This is a genomic window from Curtobacterium sp. ODYSSEY 48 V2 (genome assembly GCF_023712625.1).
Lineage (GTDB): Bacteria > Actinomycetota > Actinomycetes > Actinomycetales > Microbacteriaceae > Curtobacterium.
The window spans coordinates 236349-258869 of sequence record NZ_JAMAXX010000002.1 but is presented as its reverse complement, the minus strand read 5'-3'; the positions used below and the strand labels follow the sequence as shown (position 1 = coordinate 258869).

The 22521-nt window shown below is 72.2% G+C and carries 20 protein-coding genes; 11 read left to right on the top strand and 9 right to left on the bottom strand.

Annotation, left to right across the window (positions count from 1 at the left end):
* The first annotated feature begins 66 nt into the window (after positions 1-66).
* The 6 genes from M3666_RS03855 to M3666_RS03830 all read left to right on the top strand — a co-directional run bounded on the left by M3666_RS03855 (position 67) and on the right by M3666_RS03830 (position 7401).
* Entirely contained in the window at positions 67-1365 is a 1299-nt protein-coding gene (locus M3666_RS03855; RefSeq protein WP_066655551.1) for an ABC transporter substrate-binding protein, read from the top strand.
* A gap of 10 nt (positions 1366-1375) precedes the next feature.
* On the top strand, positions 1376-2326 hold the full coding sequence (locus tag M3666_RS03850; RefSeq protein WP_066655553.1) for a carbohydrate ABC transporter permease: 951 nt from the start codon (positions 1376-1378) through the stop codon (positions 2324-2326).
* Positions 2326-3231 carry a carbohydrate ABC transporter permease gene (locus M3666_RS03845; RefSeq protein ID WP_066655554.1) on the top strand — a complete coding sequence of 302 codons (906 nt, stop codon included), beginning with the start codon at positions 2326-2328 and terminating at the stop codon, positions 3229-3231. Before M3666_RS03850 ends, M3666_RS03845 begins: the two co-directional genes overlap by 1 nt.
* An 86-nt stretch (positions 3232-3317) precedes the next feature.
* A complete protein-coding gene (locus tag M3666_RS03840; protein ID WP_251154546.1) occupies positions 3318-4979 on the top strand; it encodes a glycoside hydrolase family 13 protein in 1662 nt (553 codons plus the stop codon).
* 230 nt (positions 4980-5209) lie between these two features.
* Entirely contained in the window at positions 5210-6178 is a 969-nt protein-coding gene (locus M3666_RS03835; RefSeq protein ID WP_066655558.1) for an ABC transporter ATP-binding protein, read from the top strand.
* Positions 6175-7401 (top strand): ABC transporter permease, encoded by a 1227-nt coding sequence (locus tag M3666_RS03830; RefSeq protein ID WP_066655562.1) that lies wholly within the window; start codon positions 6175-6177, stop codon positions 7399-7401. Before M3666_RS03835 ends, M3666_RS03830 begins: the two co-directional genes overlap by 4 nt.
* 64 nt (positions 7402-7465) lie before the next feature.
* On the opposite strand, the gene M3666_RS03825 is transcribed toward M3666_RS03830, so the two are convergent.
* Together M3666_RS03825 and pnuC are read right to left on the bottom strand one after the other, a co-directional pair.
* Positions 7466-8098 carry a TetR/AcrR family transcriptional regulator gene (locus M3666_RS03825; protein WP_066655565.1) on the bottom strand — a complete coding sequence of 211 codons (633 nt, stop codon included), beginning with the start codon at positions 8096-8098 and terminating at the stop codon, positions 7466-7468.
* A gap of 74 nt (positions 8099-8172) precedes the next feature.
* Positions 8173-8838 carry a nicotinamide riboside transporter PnuC gene (gene pnuC, locus M3666_RS03820; protein WP_066655568.1) on the bottom strand — a complete coding sequence of 222 codons (666 nt, stop codon included), beginning with the start codon at positions 8836-8838 and terminating at the stop codon, positions 8173-8175.
* Between the two features lie 99 nt (positions 8839-8937).
* On the opposite strand from pnuC, the gene M3666_RS03815 reads away from it, so the two are divergent.
* Positions 8938-9480, top strand: coding sequence for a hypothetical protein (locus M3666_RS03815; RefSeq protein WP_081985001.1), 543 nt, complete (start codon positions 8938-8940; stop codon positions 9478-9480).
* A gap of 25 nt (positions 9481-9505) precedes the next feature.
* Here the strand turns inward: M3666_RS03815 and M3666_RS03810 are convergent, their stop codons facing one another.
* Positions 9506-10264 carry a TetR/AcrR family transcriptional regulator gene (locus M3666_RS03810; RefSeq protein WP_066655576.1) on the bottom strand — a complete coding sequence of 253 codons (759 nt, stop codon included), beginning with the start codon at positions 10262-10264 and terminating at the stop codon, positions 9506-9508.
* 85 nt (positions 10265-10349) lie between these two features.
* Between M3666_RS03810 and M3666_RS03805 the strand changes: the two genes are divergently transcribed.
* Positions 10350-11213, top strand: coding sequence for an NAD(P)H-binding protein (locus tag M3666_RS03805; RefSeq protein ID WP_066655578.1), 864 nt, complete (start codon positions 10350-10352; stop codon positions 11211-11213).
* Positions 11214-11278: 65 nt separating this feature from the next.
* Here the strand turns inward: M3666_RS03805 and M3666_RS03800 are convergent, their stop codons facing one another.
* Positions 11279-12019: a hypothetical protein gene (locus tag M3666_RS03800; protein ID WP_200884106.1), complete on the bottom strand. Its 741-nt coding sequence runs from the start codon at positions 12017-12019 to the stop codon at positions 11279-11281.
* 69 nt (positions 12020-12088) lie between these two features.
* Here M3666_RS03800 and M3666_RS03795 point away from each other — a divergent pair, with 69 nt between their 5' ends.
* Positions 12089-12643 (top strand): TetR/AcrR family transcriptional regulator, encoded by a 555-nt coding sequence (locus tag M3666_RS03795; RefSeq protein WP_251154545.1) that lies wholly within the window; start codon positions 12089-12091, stop codon positions 12641-12643.
* 12 nt (positions 12644-12655) lie between these two features.
* Here M3666_RS03795 and M3666_RS03790 read toward each other — a convergent pair whose 3' ends face one another.
* Positions 12656-13540: an aminoglycoside phosphotransferase family protein gene (locus M3666_RS03790; RefSeq protein ID WP_066655587.1), complete on the bottom strand. Its 885-nt coding sequence runs from the start codon at positions 13538-13540 to the stop codon at positions 12656-12658.
* A 287-nt stretch (positions 13541-13827) separates the two neighbouring features.
* Between M3666_RS03790 and M3666_RS03785 the strand changes: the two genes are divergently transcribed.
* Positions 13828-15333 carry a cryptochrome/photolyase family protein gene (locus tag M3666_RS03785; RefSeq protein WP_251154544.1) on the top strand — a complete coding sequence of 502 codons (1506 nt, stop codon included), beginning with the start codon at positions 13828-13830 and terminating at the stop codon, positions 15331-15333.
* Between the two features lie 209 nt (positions 15334-15542).
* Positions 15543-16859, top strand: coding sequence for a GNAT family N-acetyltransferase (locus M3666_RS03780; protein ID WP_066655609.1), 1317 nt, complete (start codon positions 15543-15545; stop codon positions 16857-16859).
* 184 nt (positions 16860-17043) lie between these two features.
* Here M3666_RS03780 and M3666_RS03775 read toward each other — a convergent pair whose 3' ends face one another.
* The 4 genes from M3666_RS03775 to M3666_RS03760 are packed head-to-tail and all read right to left on the bottom strand — an operon-like array spanning position 17044 to position 22302.
* Positions 17044-18042: an ABC transporter permease gene (locus tag M3666_RS03775; RefSeq protein ID WP_066655611.1), complete on the bottom strand. Its 999-nt coding sequence runs from the start codon at positions 18040-18042 to the stop codon at positions 17044-17046.
* Positions 18039-18977 (bottom strand): ABC transporter permease, encoded by a 939-nt coding sequence (locus tag M3666_RS03770; RefSeq protein ID WP_209685715.1) that lies wholly within the window; start codon positions 18975-18977, stop codon positions 18039-18041. The genes M3666_RS03775 and M3666_RS03770 overlap by 4 nt, the downstream gene beginning before the upstream one ends.
* Positions 18974-20638, bottom strand: a complete 1665-nt coding sequence (locus M3666_RS03765) for an ABC transporter ATP-binding protein (protein WP_209685713.1) — start codon at positions 20636-20638, stop codon at positions 18974-18976. The genes M3666_RS03770 and M3666_RS03765 overlap by 4 nt, the downstream gene beginning before the upstream one ends.
* A complete protein-coding gene (locus M3666_RS03760; RefSeq protein WP_209685711.1) occupies positions 20635-22302 on the bottom strand; it encodes an ABC transporter substrate-binding protein in 1668 nt (555 codons plus the stop codon). The genes M3666_RS03765 and M3666_RS03760 overlap by 4 nt, the downstream gene beginning before the upstream one ends.
* Positions 22303-22521 lie beyond the last annotated feature (219 nt).

Here is a 22521-nt window from a genome sequence, read left to right as displayed (position 1 = left end):
CCGACACCGACGCCGGCACGCGAGTCGGAACGGCAGGGACGCCGGGTCCGGACGGACGGAGACGACGTGCAAGCACACGCCACCACCAGGAGCACGGCCGGGGTCACCCGCCGCGGGTTCCTGCTCGGTGCGGGCGGCATCGGCGCGGGCCTGGCACTCGCCGGGTGCGCCCCGCTCGGAGGATCGAGCAGCCGACCCGAGACGATCACCTTCTACGTGTCGAAGCCCGAGGTCATCGGGTACTTCGACGACGTCATCGCGAAGTTCCACGACAGCCAGTCGACGATCCGCGTGGTCCGCGACTCGACGTCGAACATGTCCGCGAACTTCGTCCGGAACCGACCGCCGGACCTCGGGTGCCTGAACTACAACTACGCGATGGTGTCGTTCGTCGAGCACGGGGCCCTGACCGACCTGTCCGACCTGCCCGAGAAGGACACGATCAACCCCGACCTCTGGCCCCTGATGCGCCAGACCGCCGACTACCCGGGCCGGACGAGCGTCCTGCCCTACTCGGTGACCGCCGCGTCGGTGATCTACGACAAGCAGCTGTTCGCGCAGCAGGGTCTCGAGGTGCCGACGACCTGGAGCGCGTTCACCGACGTGTGCGAGCGTCTCGTGAAGGCCGGGATCACCCCGATGTACGGCACGTACAAGGACAACTGGACGATCGCCCAGGGCATGTTCGACTACTCGGTGGGCGGCATGCTCGACGTGCCGTCGACCTTCGCGGCGCTCGACCGCGAGGGCACCTCGGTCGGCAGGGGGTCGGCGGTGTCGTTCGAGAAGGACTTCGCCGCTCCCGTCGGCCGCATGGTGGACCTGCTGCAGTGGCACCAGCAGGGCGCCGCCAGCCGGGGCTACGGCGACGGCAACCTCGCGTTCGCGCAGGGGAAGGCGGCGATGTACCTGCAGGGCCCCTGGGCGCTCGGCGAGATCGCGAAGACGAACCCCGACATGGACCTCGGCACCTTCCCGTTCCCGGCGACCGACGACCCCGCCGACAACAAGGTGCGCGTCAACGTCGACCTCGGGCTCTGGATCCCCGAGGCCTCACGGAAGCAGGAGGCCGCCCGCGAGTTCCTGTCCTTCCTGATGAGCCCGGAGATCAGCGACCGGTACAACGCCGACAACAACGGCTTCGGCGTGCGGAAGGACTCTCCTCCGGTCTCGAACCCCGCGCTCCGCGGCATGCAGGACTCGTACGACCAGGCCGCGTTCTACCTCGGCGCCTCGCAGCTCATCCCCGCCGAGATCCCGGTGGCGAACTACCTGCAGTCCATCGCCTTCGGCGGTGCGCCCGACCCGCAACTCCGCACCCTCGACGGCGACTGGGCGCGGCTCGCGCTCCGGTCGGCCGCGTAGGGAGACGACCTTGGCCACCACGACCACCGAATCGATCACGACGGCGGACCGCCGCCGCCGGGGCGGAGCCGCACCGCGCCTCCAGGCCGGCGTCCGCGGACGCGCCAAGCGCGTCGATCCGCTCTTCCTCCTGTTCCTCGTCCCCACGCTCGTGCTCTTCACCCTCGCCATCACGCTCCCCGCAGCGATGGGCATCGTGCTGAGCTTCACGAACTCCGTCGGCTTCGGCGAGTTCCGGTTCACCGGCCTGACGAACTACGTCGCGGTGTTCTCCGACCCCGCGATCCTGCAGGCGTACCTGTTCACCATCGGGTTCTCGCTCGTCACCGTGCTCCTGGTGAACGCCGTGGCGTTCCTGCTCGCGATCGCGCTGACGTCGAAGATCCGCGGCAAGATCGCGCTCCGCGGCGTCTTCGTCCTGCCGATGGTGATCTCCGGCATCGTCATCGCCTACGTGTTCTCGTTCCTCTTCGCGAACAGCCTGCCGGCGCTCGCGACCACGCTCGGCATCGCCCCGCTCGAGCAGAGCATCCTGGCGAACCCCGACCTGGCGTGGGTCGCGATCGTCGTCGTGACCGCCTGGCAGGCGATCCCGTCGACGCTCCTCATCTACATCGCCGGCGTCCTGTCGATCCCCGGCGAGGTGTACGAGGCCGCGGCGCTCGACGGTGCCAGCGCCTGGCGGCAGCTGGTCTCGATCACCGCACCCCTGACGGCGGGCTACATCCTCATCAACCTCGTGATCGGGTTCAAGAACTTCCTGAACTCGTACGACATCGTCGTCGGCCTGACCGACGGCGGCCCGGGCACCTCGACCACGACGGTCGCGATGTCGATCTTCAAGGGCTTCAGCGGCGGCGACTACGCGTACCAGATGGCGAACGCGACGATCTTCTTCGTGATCGCCGTCGTCATCGCCGTGATCCAGCTGCGGGCGACCCGCGGGAAGGCAGCGCTCTGATGACCATGCAAGCACCCCTCCGTCCGGGCACGACGGCGACCGGCAGCATCCGGTCGGTCGACGCCGACCGCACCGCCGGACGCCGCGGTGAACGGTTCAACTGGCCGGTCACGATCGTCCTCGCGCTGTGCACCCTGTCCGTCCTCGTCCCGCTCTACGTCACCGTGACGATGGCGTTCAAGACCACGACGCAGGCCGTGGACGGCAACGCGTTCTCGCTGCCGGCGCCGTTCAGCGTCGACGGCTTCGTGCAGGCCTGGGAGCTCACGGACTTCCCGCGGGCGTTCGGCGTCTCGGTGCTCATCGCGGCGATCACCGTCGTCGGGACGATCCTGCTCGCGTCGTTCACGGCGTACGCCATCGCCCGGAACTGGGAGCGCCGCTTCTTCCGCTGGTCGTTCTTCTACCTGCTCGCCGCGATGTTCCTGCCGTTCCCGGTGCTCGCACTGTCGCAGGTGAAGCTCACGGGCCTCGCCGGGCTGGACAACCCGTTCGGCGTCGCGATCCTGCACGTCATGTTCCAGCTGTCGTTCAGCGTGCTGCTCTTCACCGCGTTCCTGCGCTCGATCCCGGCCGAGCTGGAGGAGAGTGCCCGCATCGACGGTGCGAGCACGGGGCAGGTGTTCTGGCGACTGGTGTTCCCGCTCCTCGCGCCGATGAGCGCCACCGTCGGCATCTTCGCGTTCCTGGCGTCCTGGAACGACTTCGTGATGCCGTCGCTGATCACCTCGGACCCGGCGCTGCAGACCCTGCCGGTGCTGCAGCAGATGTTCCAGACGCAGTTCAGCAACAACTACAACGTGTCGTTCGCCTCGTACCTGATGGCGATGGCCCCGGCGATCATCGTCTACCTCGTCACCCAGCGATGGGTGATGGCCGGCGTGACCCAGGGCGCGATCAAGTGACCCCGCCGTCGCAGTCCGCGACCGCGGACACGAACGCAGCTGCAACGACCACGACCACCACCCGCACGAACAACGAAAGGCCCGACGTGACCGACACGCTCGTCCAGCCCGCAGCCGCCATCGACGCCGAGACCTGGTGGCGCCAGGCGAGCGTCTACCAGGTGTACCCCCGCTCGTTCGCCGACGCGGACGGCGACGGCATCGGCGACCTCCGCGGGGTGACCTCGCGGGTGCCGTACCTGGCCTCCCTCGGCATCGAGGCCGTCTGGCTCAGCCCGTTCTACCCGTCCGCACTGGCCGACGGCGGCTACGACGTCGACGACTACCGCGAGGTCGACCCGCGTCTGGGCACCCTCGCCGACTTCGACGAGATGGTCGATGCCCTGCACGGCGCCGGCATCCGGGTCATCGTCGACATCGTGCCGAACCACACGAGCGACCGGCACGAGTGGTTCCGCGAGGCGCTGGCGTCGCCGAAGGGCAGCCCGGCCCGGGACCGCTACGTGTTCCGCGACGGCACCGGTCCCGACGGGTCCGAGGCGCCGGCCGACTGGGTGTCGATCTTCGGCGGCCCGGCCTGGACCGCCGTGGGCGACGGCCAGTGGTACCTGCACAACTTCGCGACGGAGCAGCCCGACCTGAACTGGGCGAACCGCGAGGTGCGCGACGACTTCCTGCACACGCTGCGCTTCTGGTCGGACCGTGGTGTCGACGGCTTCCGCATCGACGTGGCGCACGGCCTGGCGAAGGACCTGCCCGCGGGCGAGCTGCCCACGTGGGCCGAGGTGCTCGCCGCCCCGAAGGACGGCTCGCACATCCTGTGGGACCGCGACGACGTGCACGAGATCTACGCCGAGTGGCGCACGGTGTTCGACGAGTACACCCCGGCACGGACCGCCGTCGCCGAGGCCTGGGTCGCAGCCGACCGCCGTGCCCGGTACGCCAGCGCCGAGGGACTCGGGCAGGCGTTCAACTTCGACCTGCTCGAGGCGGACTTCGACGCACAGCAGTTCCGCACGATCATCGAGTTCAACCTCGGGCTCGCCGAGCAGTCCGGCTCGTCGACGACGTGGGTGTTCTCGAACCACGACGTCGTCCGGCACGCCACCCGCTACGCACTGCCCGCCCGCAACGGCGACGAGCAGAAGCAGGGGTCCGCGTGGCTGCTCGCGGGCGGTGACCAGGCGGCGCTCGACCGATCGCTCGGACTCCGTCGGGCCCAGGCGGCGACGCTCCTCGAGCTCGCACTGCCCGGCTCCGCGTACCTGTACCAGGGCGAGGAACTCGGCCTGCACGAGGTCGGCGACATCCCCGACGCCGAGCGCCAGGACCCGGCGTTCTTCCGGAACCCGGGCGTCGACGTGGGCCGTGACGGCTGCCGCGTGCCGATCCCGTGGACGCGGCAGGGTTCGTCGTTCGGGTTCGGCGACGGCGGCTCGCACCTGCCGCAGCCGGCGTGGTTCGCGCAGGTCTCGGTCGAGGCGGAAGACGCCGACCCCGACTCGACGCTGAACCTGTACCGGAAGGCCCTGGGCCTGCGCGGCCAGCTGCAGTCCGAGGAGCACCTCGAGTGGCTCGAGACCGGTCGCGACGACGTGCTCGCGTTCCGCCGGCCGAACGGCTGGACGAGCGTGACGGTGTTCGGCGACGAGCCGTACGCACTCCCCGCCGGCGAGCTACTGCTCGCCTCCGCGCCGGTGGCAGACGGCGCACTGTCGGGTGTGGGGACCGCCTGGTTGCGTTCCTGACGGAACCCGGTGGCGGACGGGAGGCGCGGTGCAGGCAGGCACCGCGCCTCCCGTCCGTCGTGTGGTCACCTCGGTCGTCGCCCACCGGGCAGGACCGGGCGTACCAGGTGGGAACGGGCGTACCGGGTCGAACCGTTCGACCAGGTACGCCCGTTCTCGCTTCCCACCGCACGTGCGATGGGAAGGAACGGGCGGCGGAACTCGCGGCGGCCGCCGGTAGGGTCGGCAGCATGAGCGGCGCGAGCATCAGCGTGCGGGACCTCGTCATGCGCTTCGGGGACCGGGACGTCGTCGACGGGCTGTCGTTCGACGTGGCCCCCGGCGAGACCTTCGGGCTGCTCGGCAGCAACGGATCGGGCAAGACCACCACGATCCGGGCGCTGCTCGGCATCACGACGCCGACCTCCGGCACCCTGCTCGTCGACGGCGCACCGTACCGACCCGCGACCGGCGGCATCGGGTACCTGCCCGAGGAGCGCGGGCTGTACCGCAAGGAGTCCGTGCTCGACGTCATGACCTACTTCGGCACGCTGCGGGGCCTCCGCCGCACCGAGGCCGCGGCGTGGAGCACCGAGTACCTCGAGCGCGTCGGGCTCGCCGACCGCGCGAAGCTCCGTGTCGACAAGCTTTCCGGCGGGCAGCAGCAGAAGGTGCAGCTCGGCATCACGATCATGGACCGACCGCGCCTGCTCATCCTCGACGAACCGACGAAGGGGCTCGACCCGGTCAACCGTCGGCTGCTCCTCGACCTGGTCGACGAGCGGAAGGCGGACGGCGCGACCGTGGTCCTCGTCACGCACCACATGGACGAGGTCGAGCGCCTCTGCGACCGCATCCTGCTGCTCAAGGACGGCCGGGCAGCCGCGTACGGCAGCATCCCCGACGTGCAGGACGCCTTCGGCGGCGCCGTCGCCCGGGTGCAGCTCACCGGCACGGTCCCCCGTTCTCCCCTGTACCGCCTCGCCCGGCACGAGGGTCACGTCGCCCACCTGGTGCCCACCGAGGCAGCCGCGGTGGACGGGTCGGACATCCTCGCCGCGCTCGTCGGCGCAGGTGTGCACGTGACCGCGTTCGAGATGCGCCGCATCCCGCTCGACGAGATCTTCGTCCAGGTCTACGGCCACGACGCCGGGGCCGACCAGGCCCCGGCCGGCCGGGCGTCGACGCAGCACACCACCGCGAGCGGGGCGGCGGCGTGAGTCGGCTCGGGACGGTCGTGCGCTTCGAGTTCGTCCGCGCCGTCAAGAAGCCCGCGTTCTGGATCGGCACCCTCGCGCTCCCGATCGTCGTCGTCCTGGTCTCGGTGCTCGTCGGCGTCGGACAGGCGGCCGGCTCCGACTCGATCTCGTCGAGCGCCTCGGCGGCGAAGACCTCGTTCCGGTACGTCGACCACTCGGGCCTGGTGTCGGCGCGGGTCGCGGCCGAGTGGGGCGGGTCGCCGTCCGACGACCCGGCCGCCGACCGCGCGGCCGTCCGGGCGGGCACGCTCGAGCTCTTCGTCGAGTACCCGGAGAAGCCGTCGGCGCAGGCGATCCGGCTGGATGCCGCCGACCGCGGACTGTTCGAGAACGGTGGCTACTCCTCGCTCGCCGAGCGGGTGCTGGAACGCAGCGTCGCGGCCTCGGTCGGTGACGACGAGGCCGTCGCGCTCCTCCGCGCCCCGCCGTCGACCGACCTGACCACGTACGCCGACGGCCGCGTCGCACCGGGCTGGCTGTCGATCGTCCCGCCGCTGCTCTACGCCCTCGCGTTCTTCGGCATCGTGATCCTGCTCGCGACCCGCATGGTGACGGTGGTCGTCGAGGAGAAGGAGAACCGCATCTCCGAGATGATCCTGACCGCGGTGACGGCCGGTGACCTGATCCGGGGCAAGGTCCTCGCCATGTTGCTCGTCGGGCTCGTGCAGGTCGGGGTCGTCGTGCTGCCGGGGCTCGCGGTCGCCCTGGTCGCACTGCCCCTCGTCGCGTCGCGGCTCGGCGGCCTGACGGTGGACCCGTGGCGGATGGTCGTCGGTGCGCTGCTGCTCGTCGGCGGGGTGCTGCTCGCCTGCGGGCTCTTCGTCGCCGTCGGCGCTGCGGTGCCCTCGATCAAGGACGCCTCGACGCTGCAGTCCGCCGCGATCTTCGCCCTGATCATCCCGCTCTACGCGGCGTTCTTCGTGATGACGACGCCGTCGTCGCCGGTGGCGGCGTTCTTCACGTACTTCCCCACCTTCACGCCGATCACCGCCATGGTCCGGAACGCCGTCGGATCGCTGTCCGTCGTCGAGTCCGTCGTCTGCATCGTCGAGGTGTTCGCCGTGGCCGCGGTGCTGCTCTGGTTCGCCGAGTACCTGTTCCGCCACTCGGTGGCGCAGTACGGGTCGAAGGTCACGGTGCGGCAGATCGCCGGCTGGCGCCGGGGCCGAGCCCGGGCACGCTGACGCGGTCCGACGGACGCGGGTCGTCGACGGGCCGACGGGTGTCGACGGCGGCACCGCTCGTGGGTCAGCCGCGGACGAGCGCCTCGTCCACGTCCCAGGCCACGGCTTCGGGCTCACGCCAGCCGTGCCGGAGCGTGTGCACGGCACGGTCGTACTCGACCAGGACGTCGAGGTACGGCCGGACGAGCATCTGCAGCTGGAGTCCCTCGTAGACCGCGAGCAACTGGGTCGCGGCCTGGTGGGCGGGGATGCCGATGGTCTCCAGACCGGCGTCGACGTCGCGCTGCAGCCCGACGGTGAGCTCCTCGACGTACTCCTCGAAGCGCTTGCGGAAGAAGCCGGCGAAGTCCCGTTCGGACGCGGCGAGGGTCACGACGCCCGCGAGCACCCGGACGAGACCGGGGTCGGCGACGTCCTCGGCCAGGGTCATCCGCACGTGCTCGAGCGTGCACCGCGGCACCGACGACCGGCGGGATCCGCGGAGCTGCAGCCAGCGGTCGTAGACCACCAGGAGCAGTCCGTCCCAGGTCGGGAAGAGCCGGTCGACGACCGTGCGGTCCACGCCGCAGGTCTCGGCGACCGTACCGGCGTCGACCTCGTGGAACGGGTGCAGCCGGTAGGCCCGGATCGCCCCGCGCACGATCCGCTCGGCCAGCGACGCGTCGCCCTCGACGGACCCGCCGTGCATGTCTGCCATCCCGACAGTCCACCGCACCCGGCCCCGGCGTGTCTCCACCCAGTGCGGGGGTCAGGCAACACCTGTCGAGCGCGTCAGCCCACCGTCACCGGCGCCGCCGACGGCTTGCGCCCCTGCTGTACCCAGACGAAGAACCCGGTCAGGGTGAAGGCGCCGTAGAAGACGTACATCAGCCCGGACGCGTAGTAGCCGGCCGAGAAGAGCAGCGGCACCCCGACCAGGTCGACCGCGACCCAGATCAGCCAGAACTCGACCCAGCCCTTCGCCATGCCGTACGTCGCCAGCACGGACCCGACGAAGATCCAGGCGTCGCTCCAGACCGGCTCGTACGAGCCGAGGGCCCGGAACACGGGTGTCAGGACGGCGGTGCCGCCCACCAGCGCCAGCACCAGCAGCCCCCGGGTCGACCAGGAGGCCCACCGCGGCTCGACGACGGTCGTCGCCTCGTCCGCGCGGTGCGTCCACCGGTACCACCCGTAGACGCTGACGACGATGAACATGACCTGTCGGCCGGCCTGGCCGAGCAGGTTCACCGGGTTCGGAGTGTCGAAGAGCGCACCCATGAACACCGTGAAGAGCAGGGCGTTCCCGAGGATCCCCACCGGCCACGCCCAGACCCTGCGACGCATCCCGCCGAGCGCACTGAGCAGCCCGAACACGTTGCCGATCACCTCGCGCCAGAGCACGGTCTGGTCGCCGATGACGAGCTGCGCGTCGAACAACCACCGCACGATGCCCATGGGCCCTCCTCGTTCCGAGACCGTGCAACCGTACGGGCAGCGGGCGCATTCCTCCGGCCGCGCGACCCCGTGTGACGTGCCGGTCTAGGCTCGGGCAGCGTGACGGACGGGCTCGTGGAGGACGCGGTGCGGCGAGCGCAGACCCTGCTCGACCACGCGGCCGCGCGCCTGCGGGCAGCCGGCGTCCGCGACGAGGCCCTCGGCGAGTACGTCGAGCCCCGCGCGGTCCTCGGGATCCGTCGGGAGCCGACGATCCGCTCGCTCGGCCGGGTCTGGCGCGTCGGAGCCCTGCTGCTCGGATCGTCCTCCGAGACCGCCGGCGGGGTCTGGGCGACCGGGCAGATCACCCGCGTGACCGACCCCGGACGCCAGCAGTTCGTCTCGGTCTCCGCCGAGGTGCGCCGCGCCTACCGGGCGGCCGCGGCGAAGGGGCACTTCGCCGCGGGCGACACGGTCAACCACGGCGCGGTGCCGATCCCGCTCGACGACTCGCTCGTCGGGGCCGACGGTGTGCTCGCCGTGGTCGACGGCGAACCGGTCGTCCGCTGGTCCCCCACCTCCGGGACCGCCGTGCCGCTCGAGGACTACCTGCGGGACCGGGTCGCGCTGCTCGTGGACCCGCCGATCGGCGCGACCGACTGAGCTGCGTCCGACGCGGGTCGGAGGGTCAGGCTCCTCCGGAGTCGGACTCCCGACGCCCCGCCGCCACGCGGTCGAGCCACTCCGCCAGGACAGCGCGCTCGGCTGCCGTCAGTCGGTCGAGTTCCTCGACGCCGGCGCGCAGGGTCGACGCCGCGGTGCGGAGCGCCCGGTCGGGACCGGCGACGACGTCGCGCTCGGGGACGACGACCTGCGCCTCGACCGCGGCCCAGACCGTCTCGGCCAGGGCAGGGTCGCGTCGGCCCTCCGGTTCCCCCAGGATCGCGAGCACGGCACCGGTACCGGCCGCGTGCACCAGCCGGACCGCCTCCGACGCCCCGACGAGGAGACGTCCGGCCACCGCGACCCGTCGCAACCGTTCCTCGAGCACACGCAGCCCGGCCGCCACGGCGGGTGACCCTCGCCCGCGACGCGGGTCGCTCATGATGACGAACAGGTCGGGGTTGGCGAGCCCGAAGGCGATGGTCGCGTCCCATCCCGCGCGGAGCGCCTCGACCGGGTCCGTCCCGTCCGCTCCGGCGGCGTCGACCATCGCGGCCTTCTCGGCGCTGAACACCGTCATGACGTGCTCGGCGACCGCGTCGAGCAGTCCGTCCTTGTCCCCGAAGAGCCGGTAGATCGTGGGCGCCTGCACTCCTGCCCGTGCGGCGACCGCTCGCGTCGTCACCGCGTCGACACCGCCGTCGTGGAGGAGCTCCGCAGCGCCGACCACGATGCGCTCGCGGACGTCGCGACGGGAGTCGATCGCCGGTGCGGTACTGGTCACGGATCAACGCTAACAGGTGCTTGCTTCCACCGAAAACCAGCGCTACGGTTCTCGTGTTTCCACCGCTAACACGAACGAGGCCACCATGATCACGATCACCGGAGCGACCGGCGCACTCAACGGCGCCACCGCCGACCACCTCCTCGACCACCTCCCGGCATCCCGGCTCACGGTGGTGACACGGGACCCCGCACGCACCGCGCGGTTCGCCGAGCGCGGCGTGACGGTGCGTCACGGCGACTACGACGACCCGGCGGGCCTGGTCGAGGCCTTCGCCGGCTCGGACCGCCTGCTGCTCGTCTCGTCGAACGACCCGGGAGGGGACACCGTCCGGCAGCACCGGAACGCCGTGCAGGCCGCGGCGAGCGCCGGCGTCGGACACGTCTTCTACACGAGCCACCAGGGCGCGGGAGCGGCGTCCCCGTTCGTGCCGGCACAGCACCACGCCGCCACCGAGGACCTGCTCGCCGAGTCGGGCCTCCGGTGGACCTCGCTCCGGAACGGCTTCTACGCCCACAGCCTGCAGTGGCTGCTGGGGCCGTGGCCGGAGACGGGGACGGTCGCCCTGCCGGCAGACGGACCGGTGTCCTGGACCGCCCGTGAGGACGCAGCCGAGGCGGCCGCCGCCCTGCTGCTGCAGGAGACGCCGGCCGAGGGACCGGTGACCGTCACCGCGACCGCGGCACCGACCTTCGGGGAGCTCACGGACCGGCTGGCCGAGCGCGTCGGTCGCGACGTCGGCTTCCGGCTCGTCGACGCGGAACAGTGGGTCGGCGGCGCCGTCGCGGCGGGGCAGGACGAACGCATGGTCCGGTTCCTGCTCGGCATGTACGAGGCAGCGGCCGGAGGGTGGTTCGCGGGGACGGACCCGACGCTCCGGACGCTGCTCGGCCGCGAGCCGAGGTCTGCGGACGACGCACTCGACGCCGTCGTCGCCGGCACGCGCTGAGCGGACGCCGTCGTGCCGGTCGGCCTGCCGCGAGCGCGACGCCCCGGCCGACCGGCCGACCGGCATCAGTGGCGCGACCGCGCGGTGAGCCACTCGTCGAAGGACGGTCCGACCACCTCCGTACCCACGTCCGGCAGGAGCGCACCGTCGCGGAACGCGCGCCCCAGCCGACCGGGGATGCGGAGCGGCAGCGCACGGATGCCGGGAGCGGGCAGCGACTCCGTCATCGCCAGCAGTGTCGTCCGCCGCGGCCCGGCGACCTCGACGCGTCGCTCCCTGCGCTCACCCGAGACGACCTCCGCCACGACGGCGGCCACCGCGGTCAGCGCCACGGGAGCGATCGTCATCGCCGGGACCAGCGCGACGCGACCGACACCGAAACGCTCGGCGTTCTGCTCCGCGAACTCGTGCCACTGCGTCGAGCGCACCACCGACAGTTCGGCACCGGTCGTCGCGGCGGCCCGTTCCTGCGCTGCCTTGCCGGCGAAGTAGCCGTACCCCTGCACCTCCGGACGCTCGCACCCGAGGACCGAGAGCAGGACGTGCCGCGCCCCGACCGCTGCGGCAGCCGAACCGACCGCGGTGGTCGACCGGACGAAGAAGTCGGTGGCTCGTCGGCGGCTCGTCGTGAAGCGACCGGTGGCCTCGACCACCACGTCGGCACCCCGGAGCACAGCCGCGACGTCGTCGCGCAGGACGTCGAACCCCGTCCGCCGCGACGACACCTGCACCGCCCAGCCCCGCGCGGCGATCGCCGCTCCGATCGCTCGACCCGATGTTCCCCCGCCGACGACGACTGCGCGCACGACACCCTCCCGATCGATCCTCTACAGATGTAGAGAACAGTACGATGTCCTGGCCGAGAGGGGAAGCCATTGGGACGACGCGACGACCTCGCCGACGCGGCGGTCCGCCTCGTGGCGCGCGGCGGCGCGCGGTCGCTCACCCACCGCGGCGTCGACACCGAGGCAGGGGTCCCGCCCGGGTCGACGACGTACTACGCGTCGACCCGGCACGCACTGCTCGCGCTGGTGGCGGCGCGGATCACCGAGCAGCTGGCGTCCGACGTCGCCGGACTCCAGCTGCCGGAGGACCCGGACGACGCCTCGGTCGTCGCGGTCGCCACCGGGTTCCTCGACGCACTCGCTGCTCGCGGCGATGCACAGGCCGCCCGGCTCGCGCTCCTCGTCGAACTGCGCGACGATCCCGGACTGCGTGCTCCCCTGACCGGCGCCGACCCGGTGCGTGACGACCTCGTCCGAGCGGCACGGACCCTGCTCGACGGCATCGGCGTCGTGGACCCGGACGGCTCAGCACGGGACCTCGTCGGGATCGTCGACGCCCTGCTGCTCTACCGGGTCGGCGCGGTCGCCGCCGTCGATCCGCACGCGGTGCTCACGGCCTACGTCGCCGGGCTCCCGCGGAGGTGAACCCCGCGGTGGTCAGGCGCCGAGCCCGTCGACCACCGCAGCACGGGCCATCGCGTCGACACCGTCGCCGAGCGCTCCCCTGCTCACCGACCAGAGGGCGGACTCGACCAGCCGCGCCGTGCACCAGGCGGCGATGCGGTCCGGGGACTGGCCGGTCGTGTCCGACAGCACGGCGACCCGGTGCCGGACGGCGCGCAGGGGGTCGCCCGTGCGGAAGGGGTCGCCGACCTGCACGAGCACCGGGCTCAGGTCGTAGGCCGGATCGCCGACCATCGGCTTCGGGTCGATGACGAGCCACGGCTCCCGGACCGCCGCGAGCACGTTGCCGGGGTTCGCGTCCCCGTGCACGACCACCGACCGTGGGGCGTCGCGGGGCAGGGTGCGGAGCAGGTCGGTGCCGCGGCGCACGAGTCCGGGGTCGAAGGGTGGCGCGAGCTCGAGCATCCGGGCTTCGGCGAGCGCCGCCCACTCCGCGGCGACGTCGGCGACGGACTCGAACGGGTGGTCGTCCGGGATCCCGGTCGCCCAGAGCCGCGTGAGCAGACCACCCGCGGTGCGCAGGCGCTCCTCGGCCGGCACGTCGTCACGCTGCACGAGGCGGGTGCCGGGCTCGCAGCGCTCGAGCAGCAGCACGAAGGGGTCGTCCGGGTCCACGGCGAGCAGGCGGACCGCCCCGGCGCCGTCCCACCACCCGAGCGCTGCTGCCTCGTGCTCGGCCTCGCGGTGCGGCAGGGACAGCTTGAGGACGGCATCGCCGCCGTCGGGCAGCCGCACTCGGACGACGTGCGAGACGCTGCCGCCCGCGTACGGCTCGCCGGGGCGCAGGTCCCAGCGCTCGACCGCGCGGGCGAGCAGACGCGGGACGGACGCACGCCAGTCCTGCTCGGTCGGCCACATGCTCGGAGCGTACCGAGCGCCGGGACGGGGGTGGCGGGGCGGGGGCGATCCGGGCCTCCAGTCCGACCCGTGCAGGGGGCGTCGCCGACGCCGGTCGTCGGCGGCCCTCGGTCGCACGACGTGCCGTCGGCGGCCGTTCCGGTCGCACGACGTGCCGCGCCCGCCGAACACGAGCGGCACGTCGTGCGACCGGAACGCGGCCGCCGGGCCAGCCCTGGCCGCCGACGCCGACGTCGGGGCACACGCGCCGTCAGCCGGGCGTCACACGCCGCCGGTAGCGTCCGGGCATGGCACCCGACCACGGCAGCACCGACGCCGGCAGCACCGACCGCACCCGGCTCGTCCTCCCGGGGCAGTACGGACCGCTGTTCGACGACGGCGGCCCCGCGCTGGTGGTCGAGGCGCGCGAGTTCTTCACCGCCCGACCGATGCACCGGGCGAAGGCACACCTCTGGTTGAGCGCCCTCCGCCACCGGGTGCGGGAGCTCGGCGACCGGGCCGAGCACGTGCAGGTCGAGGGTCTCAAGGACGCCCTGGTCGGCCGGGACGACCTCGACGTGGTCGACCCGCCCTCCCGCACCCTGCGCGCGCAGGTCCGACACTGGGGCCGTGGCACCGAGATCCGGCCGAGCCGCGGCTTCATCACCGACGAGGCCGAGTTCGCCGAGTGGGCCGCCGAGCGCACCGGACGCTTCCGGATGGAGACCCACTACGAGCGGGTCCGCCGCCGCGAGGGCTGGCTCATGCACGCGGACGAGCCGATCGGCGGGAGGTTCAGCCTGGACGACCAGAACCGGGAACCACCGCCCAGGGGAGCGACCACGCTCGGGCTGCCCGATCCGTGGTGGCCGACCGAGGACGAGATCGACGACGAAGTCCGCCACGACCTCGACCGCTGGGAACGCGACGGCCTCGTCCGCTTCGTCGGCAGGGACGACACCCGCCGCTTCGCCGTGACCGCCGACGAGGCCCGGCAGGCCCTCGACGACTTCGTGCAGGTCCGGCTCGGGGACTTCGGGCCGTTCGAGGACGCCACGCTGACGAACGACTGGACCATGGCGCACTCGCTGCTCAGCGTGCCGATGAACCTCGGCGTGCTCGACCCGTTCGAGGTCGTCGAGGCAGCCCTCACCGCGCACCGCGACCACGACGCCCCGCTCGCGAGCGTCGAGGGCTTCGTCCGCCAGGTCGCGGGCTGGCGCGACTACGTCTGGCACCTCTACTGGTGGTTCGGCGACGACTACGGCGCCGAGGAGAACGCCCTCGGCGCACACGAGCGGCTCCCCCGCTGGTGGCAGGAGCTCGACGCGTCCGAGATCGACGCGGTCTGCCTGTCCACCGCGATGGAGGGTCTGCACGACCACGGCTGGCTGCACCACGTCCAACGGCTCATGGTGCTCGGCAACTGGGCCCTGCAGCGGGGCTACGACCCGGTCCACCTGACGGAGTGGTTCACCGACGTGTTCGTCGACGGCACCGACTGGGTGATGCCCGCGAACATCATCGGGATGTCGCAGCACGCAGACGGCGGGATGGTCGCGACGAAGCCGTACGCCTCCGGTGGCCGCTACATCGACCGGATGTCGGACCACTGCGGCGGGTGCCGCTACGACCCGACCAAGCGGCTCGGCGAGGACGCGTGTCCCTTCACCGCCGGCTACTGGGCGTTCCTGTCGCGCACCGAGCCCGCGCTGCGGGAGAACAACCGGATGGCGCGGCCACTGCAGCAGATGCGGAAGCTGGCGGACCTCGACGAGGTGGTGGACCAGGAGGCGCGGCGCGGCACGCCCTGACCGGCCCCGCGTCCCGTCGTGACCAGGCGTGGGGGGGGGGGGCCCGGGGGGGGCCCCCCCCCCCCCCCCCGCCGACGCCGGTCACCACCGCGCACGCAACGCGTGCGCCCGTGGAGCAGCAGACGTCGGGTCACCCCCGTCCACTCGACGGTTGCTGCTCCACCGCGCGAGGGAGGCGCCCGCGTGGAGCGCACCGGTAGGGTCGGCTCGTGGCCAGCAACGACGCATTCGACGACCGCTACGACCTGCGCGAGTTCGCGCCGACGACCGACGCCGAGGGGGCGCCGACGCCGGAGACCGAGGCGTGGATGCGCGCCGTCGGGTTCGGGTTCCACGAAGCCCACCCCGACGCCGAGGGTGCCGCGCGGATGGCGTCGCACTTCCTGGAGGACCAGGAGACGTTCCTCGGCGTGTACCTGCGCGACCCGTTCCCGGGCTCGGTCGACGAGACGTGGCCGGCCGGGACCTTCACCTGGTTCCGCAAGCGCCTGACGTGGGCCGAGGGCGCCGCGATCGACACGCAGGCGATCTCGGCCGTGACGGTCCGACCGACCGAGCGTCGGCGCGGGATCCTCCGCCGCATGATGACGCACGCGCTCGAGCGCGGCGTCGCCGAGGGCTACGCCGTCGCGTCCCTCACCGCGTCCGAGGGCACCATCTACCGCCGCTTCGGCTTCGGCTGCGCGATCCGTGAGCGGGCGGTGACCGTCCGCCGCGAGCGGGCACTGCCGCTGCTCGCGCCGACCACCGGCACCGTCGCGGTCGTCACGCCGGAGTGGCTCGCCGAGGGCACCGGGCGCGCCGTGTTCGACCGGTTCGACGCACGCACCCCGGGCTCGATGGTCCGGAACGCCGGCACGTGGCCGATCGTGTTCGGGCTCCGCGACGGCGAGGGCCAGCCCGCGAAGGACGTCCGCGCCGCGGTGCACCGCCCCGACGACTCCGACGAGGTCGACGGCTACGTGACCTGGCGCGTGAAGGAGGGCAAGGGCGACACCGTCCTCGAGATCGTCGACCTGGTCTACGCGAACGATGCCGCGTACCTGTCGCTCTGGGAGTTCCTGCTCTCGATCGACCTGAACGACGTGGTGCAGTACAGCCGCTCGCGGCTCGACGACCCGATCGTCGCGGCCCTCGGCGACAACCGCGCCTACGACGTCGAGCACGAGGAGGACCACGTCTGGCTCCGGGTGCTCGACGTGCCGGCGGTGCTCAGCAGCCGGCCGTACGCGGTCGACGGTTCGGTGACGCTCGCCGTGTCCGACGCGATGGGGTTCGCGTCGGGCACCTACCGGCTCGACGTCACCGACGGGCAGGGCACGGTGACGCGCCTGTCCGACGGCGCCGACGGCGAGGCCGACCTGCGGCTCGACGTGGCGGACCTCGGCGCGGTGCTCATCGGCTCGGTGTCCCCGGTCACCCTCGCCGCGGCCGGACTCGTGCGTGCGGCGGACCCGACGGCGCCCGCGCTGCTCCGGGCGATGCTCACGCCGGCCCGCACGCCGCACGGGATCACGTACTTCTAGGCGTGCGCCGGGCGCGCCGCCCGCTGCACCACGACCAACCGGAAGCACCTCGCGCCACGGAACCCCATGGCGCGAGGTGCTTCCGGTTGTGCAGCAGCACGCCGCACCACCAAGCGCGCCGACACATGGCGAGCCGACGTTGCGCGTCGCGGGCCCGGGCTGCCGGCCGAGCGGGGACCGGCACCTACGCCCGGCGACGCACCCGTGGGTCGACGAACGCGTAGACGACGTCCACGATCACGTTCGCGGTGACGATGAGCAGCGCCGAGAACACCGTGAAGCCGACGACCACCTGCAGGTCGAGGGTGTGCACCGCATCGATGAGCAGCGCTCCGAGGCCCTGCATCGAGAACACCTTCTCGGTGATGACCGCGCCGCCGAGCAGCGACCCGAGGTCGAGCCCGAACAGCGTCACAACGGGCAGGATCGCGGTCCGGAGTCCGTGCCGCACGACGACCTGCCGCTCCCGCAGGCCCTTCGCACGCGCGGTCCGGACGAAGTCCTGCGACATCGACTCGAGCATCTCGCCGCGGGTCAGCCGCGCGTATATTGCCGCGCTGATGAAGGCGAGCACGCACCACGGCAGCACCAGGTGCGTCACCCACCCGACCGGGTCCTCGACGAACGGCACGTACCCGCTCGTGGGCAGCCAGCCGAGGGTGAACCCGAACAGCAGGATCGCGAGCAGCCCGATCAGGTACGCGGGCGAGGACACCCCGGCGACGGCGACCGTCATGACGGCGCGGTCGGCCAGCGTCCCCCGCTTGAGCGCGGACACCGTGCCGCCCGCCACACCGGCGACGAGCCACAGCACGGCGGCCCCGACGGCGATCGACGCGGTCACGGGCAGGCGCGACGCGATGAGGTTCGTGACGCTGTCGTGCAGCTGGAACGAGTACCCGAAGCACGGTGCCGCGCACGTGATCGTGGAGGCTCCGGAACCGAAGGTGCGGCCGGCGAAGATGCCGGCAAGGTACGCCCCGAACTGCGCGAACCACGGCTTGTCGGTGCCGAGGAACGCCTGCACGTCAGCGAGCCGCTCGGGCGTGCAGGGCTTGTCGCAGATCGCCCGGGCCGGGTTCGTGGGCAGCAGCATGAACAGCGCGTAGGTGATCGCCGCGACGACGAACAGCACGACGACGGCGCCGAGGATCCGGACGGCCAGGAAGCGGACGGTGCTCATCGGTCGCCCCCGCGCGGGTCGAGGGCGTCGCGCAGGGCGTCACCGAGCACGTTGAAGGCCAGGGTGATGAGGAACAGTGCGGCTCCGGGGAAGACGAGGTACATCGGATCGGTCTGCACCCAGCCGATCGCGTCGCCGATGCTGCGGCCCCACGACGGCGTCGGCGGGTTCACCCCGACGGCCAGGAAGGACAGCGCGGCCTCGGCGCCGATCATCGACGGGATCGAGATGGTCGCGTAGACGGTGATCGTCGCGGCGAGGTTCGGCAGGAGCTGCTTTCGGATGACGTGCCAGCGCCCCGCACCCATCGCGGTCGAGGCGACGACGTAGTTCCGGCTCACGAGCGAGAGCGTCTGCCCGCGCACGACGCGGGCGACGGAGGGCCACCCGAAGAACCCGATCACGAGCACGACGAGCAGCGGCTTCGGGAACGAGGTCGGCACGACCGCGGTGAGCGCGATCATGAAGACCAGGGACGGGAACCCGAAGATCACGTCGACCACGCGCGACAGCACCCGGTCGTACCAGCCGCCGAGGAACCCGGTGGTGACACCGACGAGCACCCCGATCACGATCGACATCGCGGTCGCGGCGAGCCCGATGCCGAGCGAGGTCCGTGCGCCGTAGGTCACGATGGCGAACAGGTCCCGCCCGGTCAGCGGCTCGACGCCGAACCAGTGCTCGCCGCTCACGCCGCCGGCAGCACCGCGGGGAGCCCCGAAGTCGTTCAGTGCGTCGACGTCGTAGCTGTACGGGTTCCGCCCGGTGGCGGCGGCGATGAGCGGTGCGGCGATCGCCACGACGATGAACACCGCGATGACGATCGCGGCGGCCACGGCCCAGCGGTCCTGACGGACCCGGCGCACCACGGCGCGGAACCCGGTGGTCCGACCGGCCGACGCGGAGACGGGCCGGTCGACGACGTTCGCGGTCACGAGACCACTCCTTCCCAGGCGCGCCAGGCCTCGCGGCGGGCGGCCTGTCGCGCGGGATCGGCGACCGGGGCCGCCGCGAGCAGCATGCGCGTGTAGTCCTGCTGCGGGTGGTCGAGCACGGCGGAGGTCGCGCCGCGCTCGACGATGCGGCCGTCGTGCAGCACGACGACGTCGTCGGCGAGCTGACGCACGACGGCCAGGTCGTGGCTGATGAGCAGCATGCCGAAGCCGAACTCGTCCTGCAGGTCTGCGAGCAGGTCGAGCACGGCGGCCTGCACGGTGACGTCGAGGGCGCTGGTCGGCTCGTCGGCGATCACCAGGGCCGGTCGGAGCGCCAGTGCCCGGGCGACGGCGACGCGCTGCCGCTGGCCGCCCGACAGCTGGTGCGGGAACCGTTCGGTCCACGACGGGTCGAGCTGCACCGCGGACAGGAGCTCGCGGGCGCGGTCGGCGCGCGAGGCCGGTGTGCCCTCGCCGTGCACGAGCAGCGGTTCGGCGATGCTCCAGCCGATGGTCTGTCGCGGGTTCAGCGACGACGCCGGGTCCTGGAAGACGATGCCCACGCGGCTGCGGAGCTCGCGCAGGCGCTTCCCGCGTGCGGTGCGCAGGTCGTTGCCGTCGACCTCGACCGAGCCGTCCACGACGGGGACGAGTCCGGCGAGCGCGCGGCCGATGGTCGACTTGCCGGACCCCGACTCCCCCACCAGGCCGAGCGTCCGGCCGGCCGTGAGTTCGAGGTCGATCCCGTGCACCGTGGGGTCGCCGCGGCGTGCGTAGCGCACGGCGACGTCGCGCAGGCGCGCGACCGCGGGTGATGGCCGGGAGGCACGAGACCCGGCCCCCGACCCGGCCGCGGCCGACGGTGCGGACGCGGGGTGTGCCTCCAGGGCGGGGACCGCGGCGAGGAGCTCGCGCGTGTAGTCGGCCCCCGGGTGCGCGAAGACGTGGGCGACCGCTCCGTGCTCGACGGGGTCACCGCGGCGCATCACCAGCACCTCGTCGGCGACGTCCGCGACCACACCCATGTCGTGGGTGATGAGCAGGACGGCGAGGTCGCGTTCGCGACCGAGCCGACGCAGCAGGTCGAGGATCCCGGCCTGGACCGTCACGTCGAGTGCGGTCGTCGGCTCGTCGGCGAACAACGCGACGGGGTCTCCCGCGAGCGCCATCGCGATCATCGCCCGCTGGAGCTGCCCGCCGGACAGCTCGTGCGGGTAGGCCTTCCGGATCCGGGCCGGGTCCGGCAGCCCGGCAGCCCGGAGCAGCTCGTCGACGCGGGCGGAGACGCCCGCCCGGTCCAGGTCGGTCGGGTGCGCCCGCACGGCCTCGGCGATCTGCGTGCCGATCGCCAGCACGGGGGTGAACGAGTTCATCGGTTCCTGGAACACGACCCCGATGCCCGCACCACGGACGGCGCGCAGCTCGTCCACGGAGGCGCCGATGAGCTCGGTCCCGCGGAACCGGGCGCTGCCCGACACACGGGCGGAGGGTGGCAGGAGTCCGAGCACGCTCATCGCGCTGACGGACTTGCCCGAACCGGACTCGCCGACGAGCGCGAGCACCCGGCCGGGCGTCAGGGTGAAGGAGACGTCACGGACGACGGGCTCCGCGTCGCCGAACGCGACGCGGAGCCCCTCGACCTCGAGCAGCGGTGCACTCACTGCGAGAGCGAGACCTTGAGGTAGTTCGGGTAGGCCGGGAAGTCCGCGATGCGGAAGTTCTCGACGTTCGACCCGGCCAGGAAGGACTGCTTCGCGTAGATCAGCGGGACGACGGGGGCGTCCTCCATGATCCGCCGGTCCGCCTGCGCCCACAGCTCCTGCGCCTCGGACTGGTCGACCGTGCCGGTCGCCTTCGCGATGAGGGCGTCGACCTCGGGGTTGCTGTACTTCGAGACGTTGTACCCGCCCCCACCGATCTCCGACGAGTCGTAGAGCGGCTGGATGTTGGCGTTCGCGCTCGGGAAGTCCGGCTGCCAGCTCGACAGCGAGAGGTCGAAGTCGGTGCCGTTCGTCGTCGCCTGGGTGAACGAGTCGTAGTCGAGCGGCTTGAGCGTGACCGTGATGCCGGCGCGCTTCAGGCCCGCCTGCAGGGCCTGCGCCTGGGACAGGTAGGTCGGGTCGTTCTGCGTCACCAGCGTGAGCTTCAGGTCCTCGGCACCGGCGTCCTGCAGCAGCGCCTTCGCCTTGTCGACGTCGCCCGTCGCGCCGGTCTCGTACAGGTCGTAGTCCTGGCGTCCGGCGATGCCCGGCGTCACGAGCGTCGACGCGTACTCGCCGGCGAGCGCGCCGCCGGCGGCGATGCGGAACGACTTGCGGTCGACGGCGTACTGCAGCGCCTGGCGGACCTTCAGGTCCTTGAGCGCCCCGCGCTGCGTGTTGATCGCCATGTAGGTGATCGGGCCGGCCTTGCTCGTCGCGAGGCGGTCCTGCGCAGCGGGGTTGGCGCGCACCTGGTTGAGCTCGGCGGCACCGAGGAACTGCGCACCGAACGCGTTCTTCGCGTCACCGTTGTCGGCGATCAGGCTCTGCGTCGTGGTCGACGCGTCCTGGCTCTCCTTGAAGACGATCTTCGACGGACCGGCTGTGCGGATCGCGTCGGTCTTCGCGCTCCACTCCTTGTTCCGGACGAGCGTCACCTGCGAGCCCTGCGTGTTCGACTCGATCTGGTACGGGCCGCTCGACACGGGCTTCGCGTCGTACGCGCCGGTGTCCTTGCCCTCGCCCTCGGGCACGGGCGCGAACGCCGGCATCGACGCGAGCCACGGCCAGTCGCCGTACGGGGCGTCGAGCGTGAAGACGATGGTCTTGTCGTCGGGGGTCTCGATGCTGTCGAGCGTCTTCCCCTCGAACGGGCCCTGGTAGTCGGAGCCGCCGACCAGCAGGGACTTGTGGTAGCTCAGGCCGCCGGTGAGGTTCGGCGCGAAGGACCGCTCGATCCCCCACTTGATGTCCTTCGTGGTGATCGGCGTGCCGTCCTGGAACTTCAGGCCGTCCTTGAGCGTGTAGGTCCAGGTCCTGCCGCCGTTGCTCGACTCACCCGTGGTGGTCGCCAGGTCGGGGACGACCTTCGCGGTCTTCCCGGGCTGGACGTCCCACGTGGTCAGGCGGCGGGCGACCAGGCCCATCGAGGTGATGCCGAGGCTCTGGCTCGTCGCCGGGTCCCAGTGCAGCGCGGTCTGCGCGGTGAGGATGTCGAGCGTGCCGCCCTTGCTCGTGCCGGTGGACGCGTCGTCCGACGCGCCGCCACCCGAGCAGCCGGTCAGCACGAGGGCTGCGGCGGCGGCGACGGCCGCGGTGATCGTCAAGCGCTTGGGGCGGTGCATGGTGTGCTGCTCCTCGTGGGGGGGGTGGGGGTGTCGAGCGCCGCCGACCGGGGGTCCGGTCTGCTGCGGCCAACGTCGTCGTGGTGGACGGGGTGTCCGTCCCGGTTCGGGTGGCCGGGCGGTCCATGGTGGCACCGGTCGGTGCGCGGACCCGAACGCTCGCGTGGTCCGGACGACATGCAACGCAACATTGCACGACGCAACAGCACAACGCCTGCG

What these genes read in the sequence shown, in the direction of transcription:
- M3666_RS03805 (WP_066655578.1), top strand. Translation starts at nt 10,350, where the DNA reads ATGATCACGATCACCGGAGCGACCGGCGCACTCAACGGCGCCACCGCC.
- M3666_RS03760 (WP_209685711.1), bottom strand. Translation starts at nt 22,302, where the DNA reads ATGCACCGCCCCAAGCGCTTGACGATCACCGCGGCCGTCGCCGCCGCC.
- pnuC (WP_066655568.1), bottom strand. Translation starts at nt 8,838, where the DNA reads ATGGGCATCGTGCGGTGGTTGTTCGACGCGCAGCTCGTCATCGGCGAC.
- M3666_RS03790 (WP_066655587.1), bottom strand. Translation starts at nt 13,540, where the DNA reads ATGTGGCCGACCGAGCAGGACTGGCGTGCGTCCGTCCCGCGTCTGCTC.
- M3666_RS03835 (WP_066655558.1), top strand. Translation starts at nt 5,210, where the DNA reads ATGAGCGGCGCGAGCATCAGCGTGCGGGACCTCGTCATGCGCTTCGGG.
- M3666_RS03825 (WP_066655565.1), bottom strand. Translation starts at nt 8,098, where the DNA reads ATGGCAGACATGCACGGCGGGTCCGTCGAGGGCGACGCGTCGCTGGCC.
- M3666_RS03775 (WP_066655611.1), bottom strand. Translation starts at nt 18,042, where the DNA reads ATGAGCACCGTCCGCTTCCTGGCCGTCCGGATCCTCGGCGCCGTCGTC.
- M3666_RS03845 (WP_066655554.1), top strand. Translation starts at nt 2,326, where the DNA reads ATGACCATGCAAGCACCCCTCCGTCCGGGCACGACGGCGACCGGCAGC.
- M3666_RS03785 (WP_251154544.1), top strand. Translation starts at nt 13,828, where the DNA reads ATGGCACCCGACCACGGCAGCACCGACGCCGGCAGCACCGACCGCACC.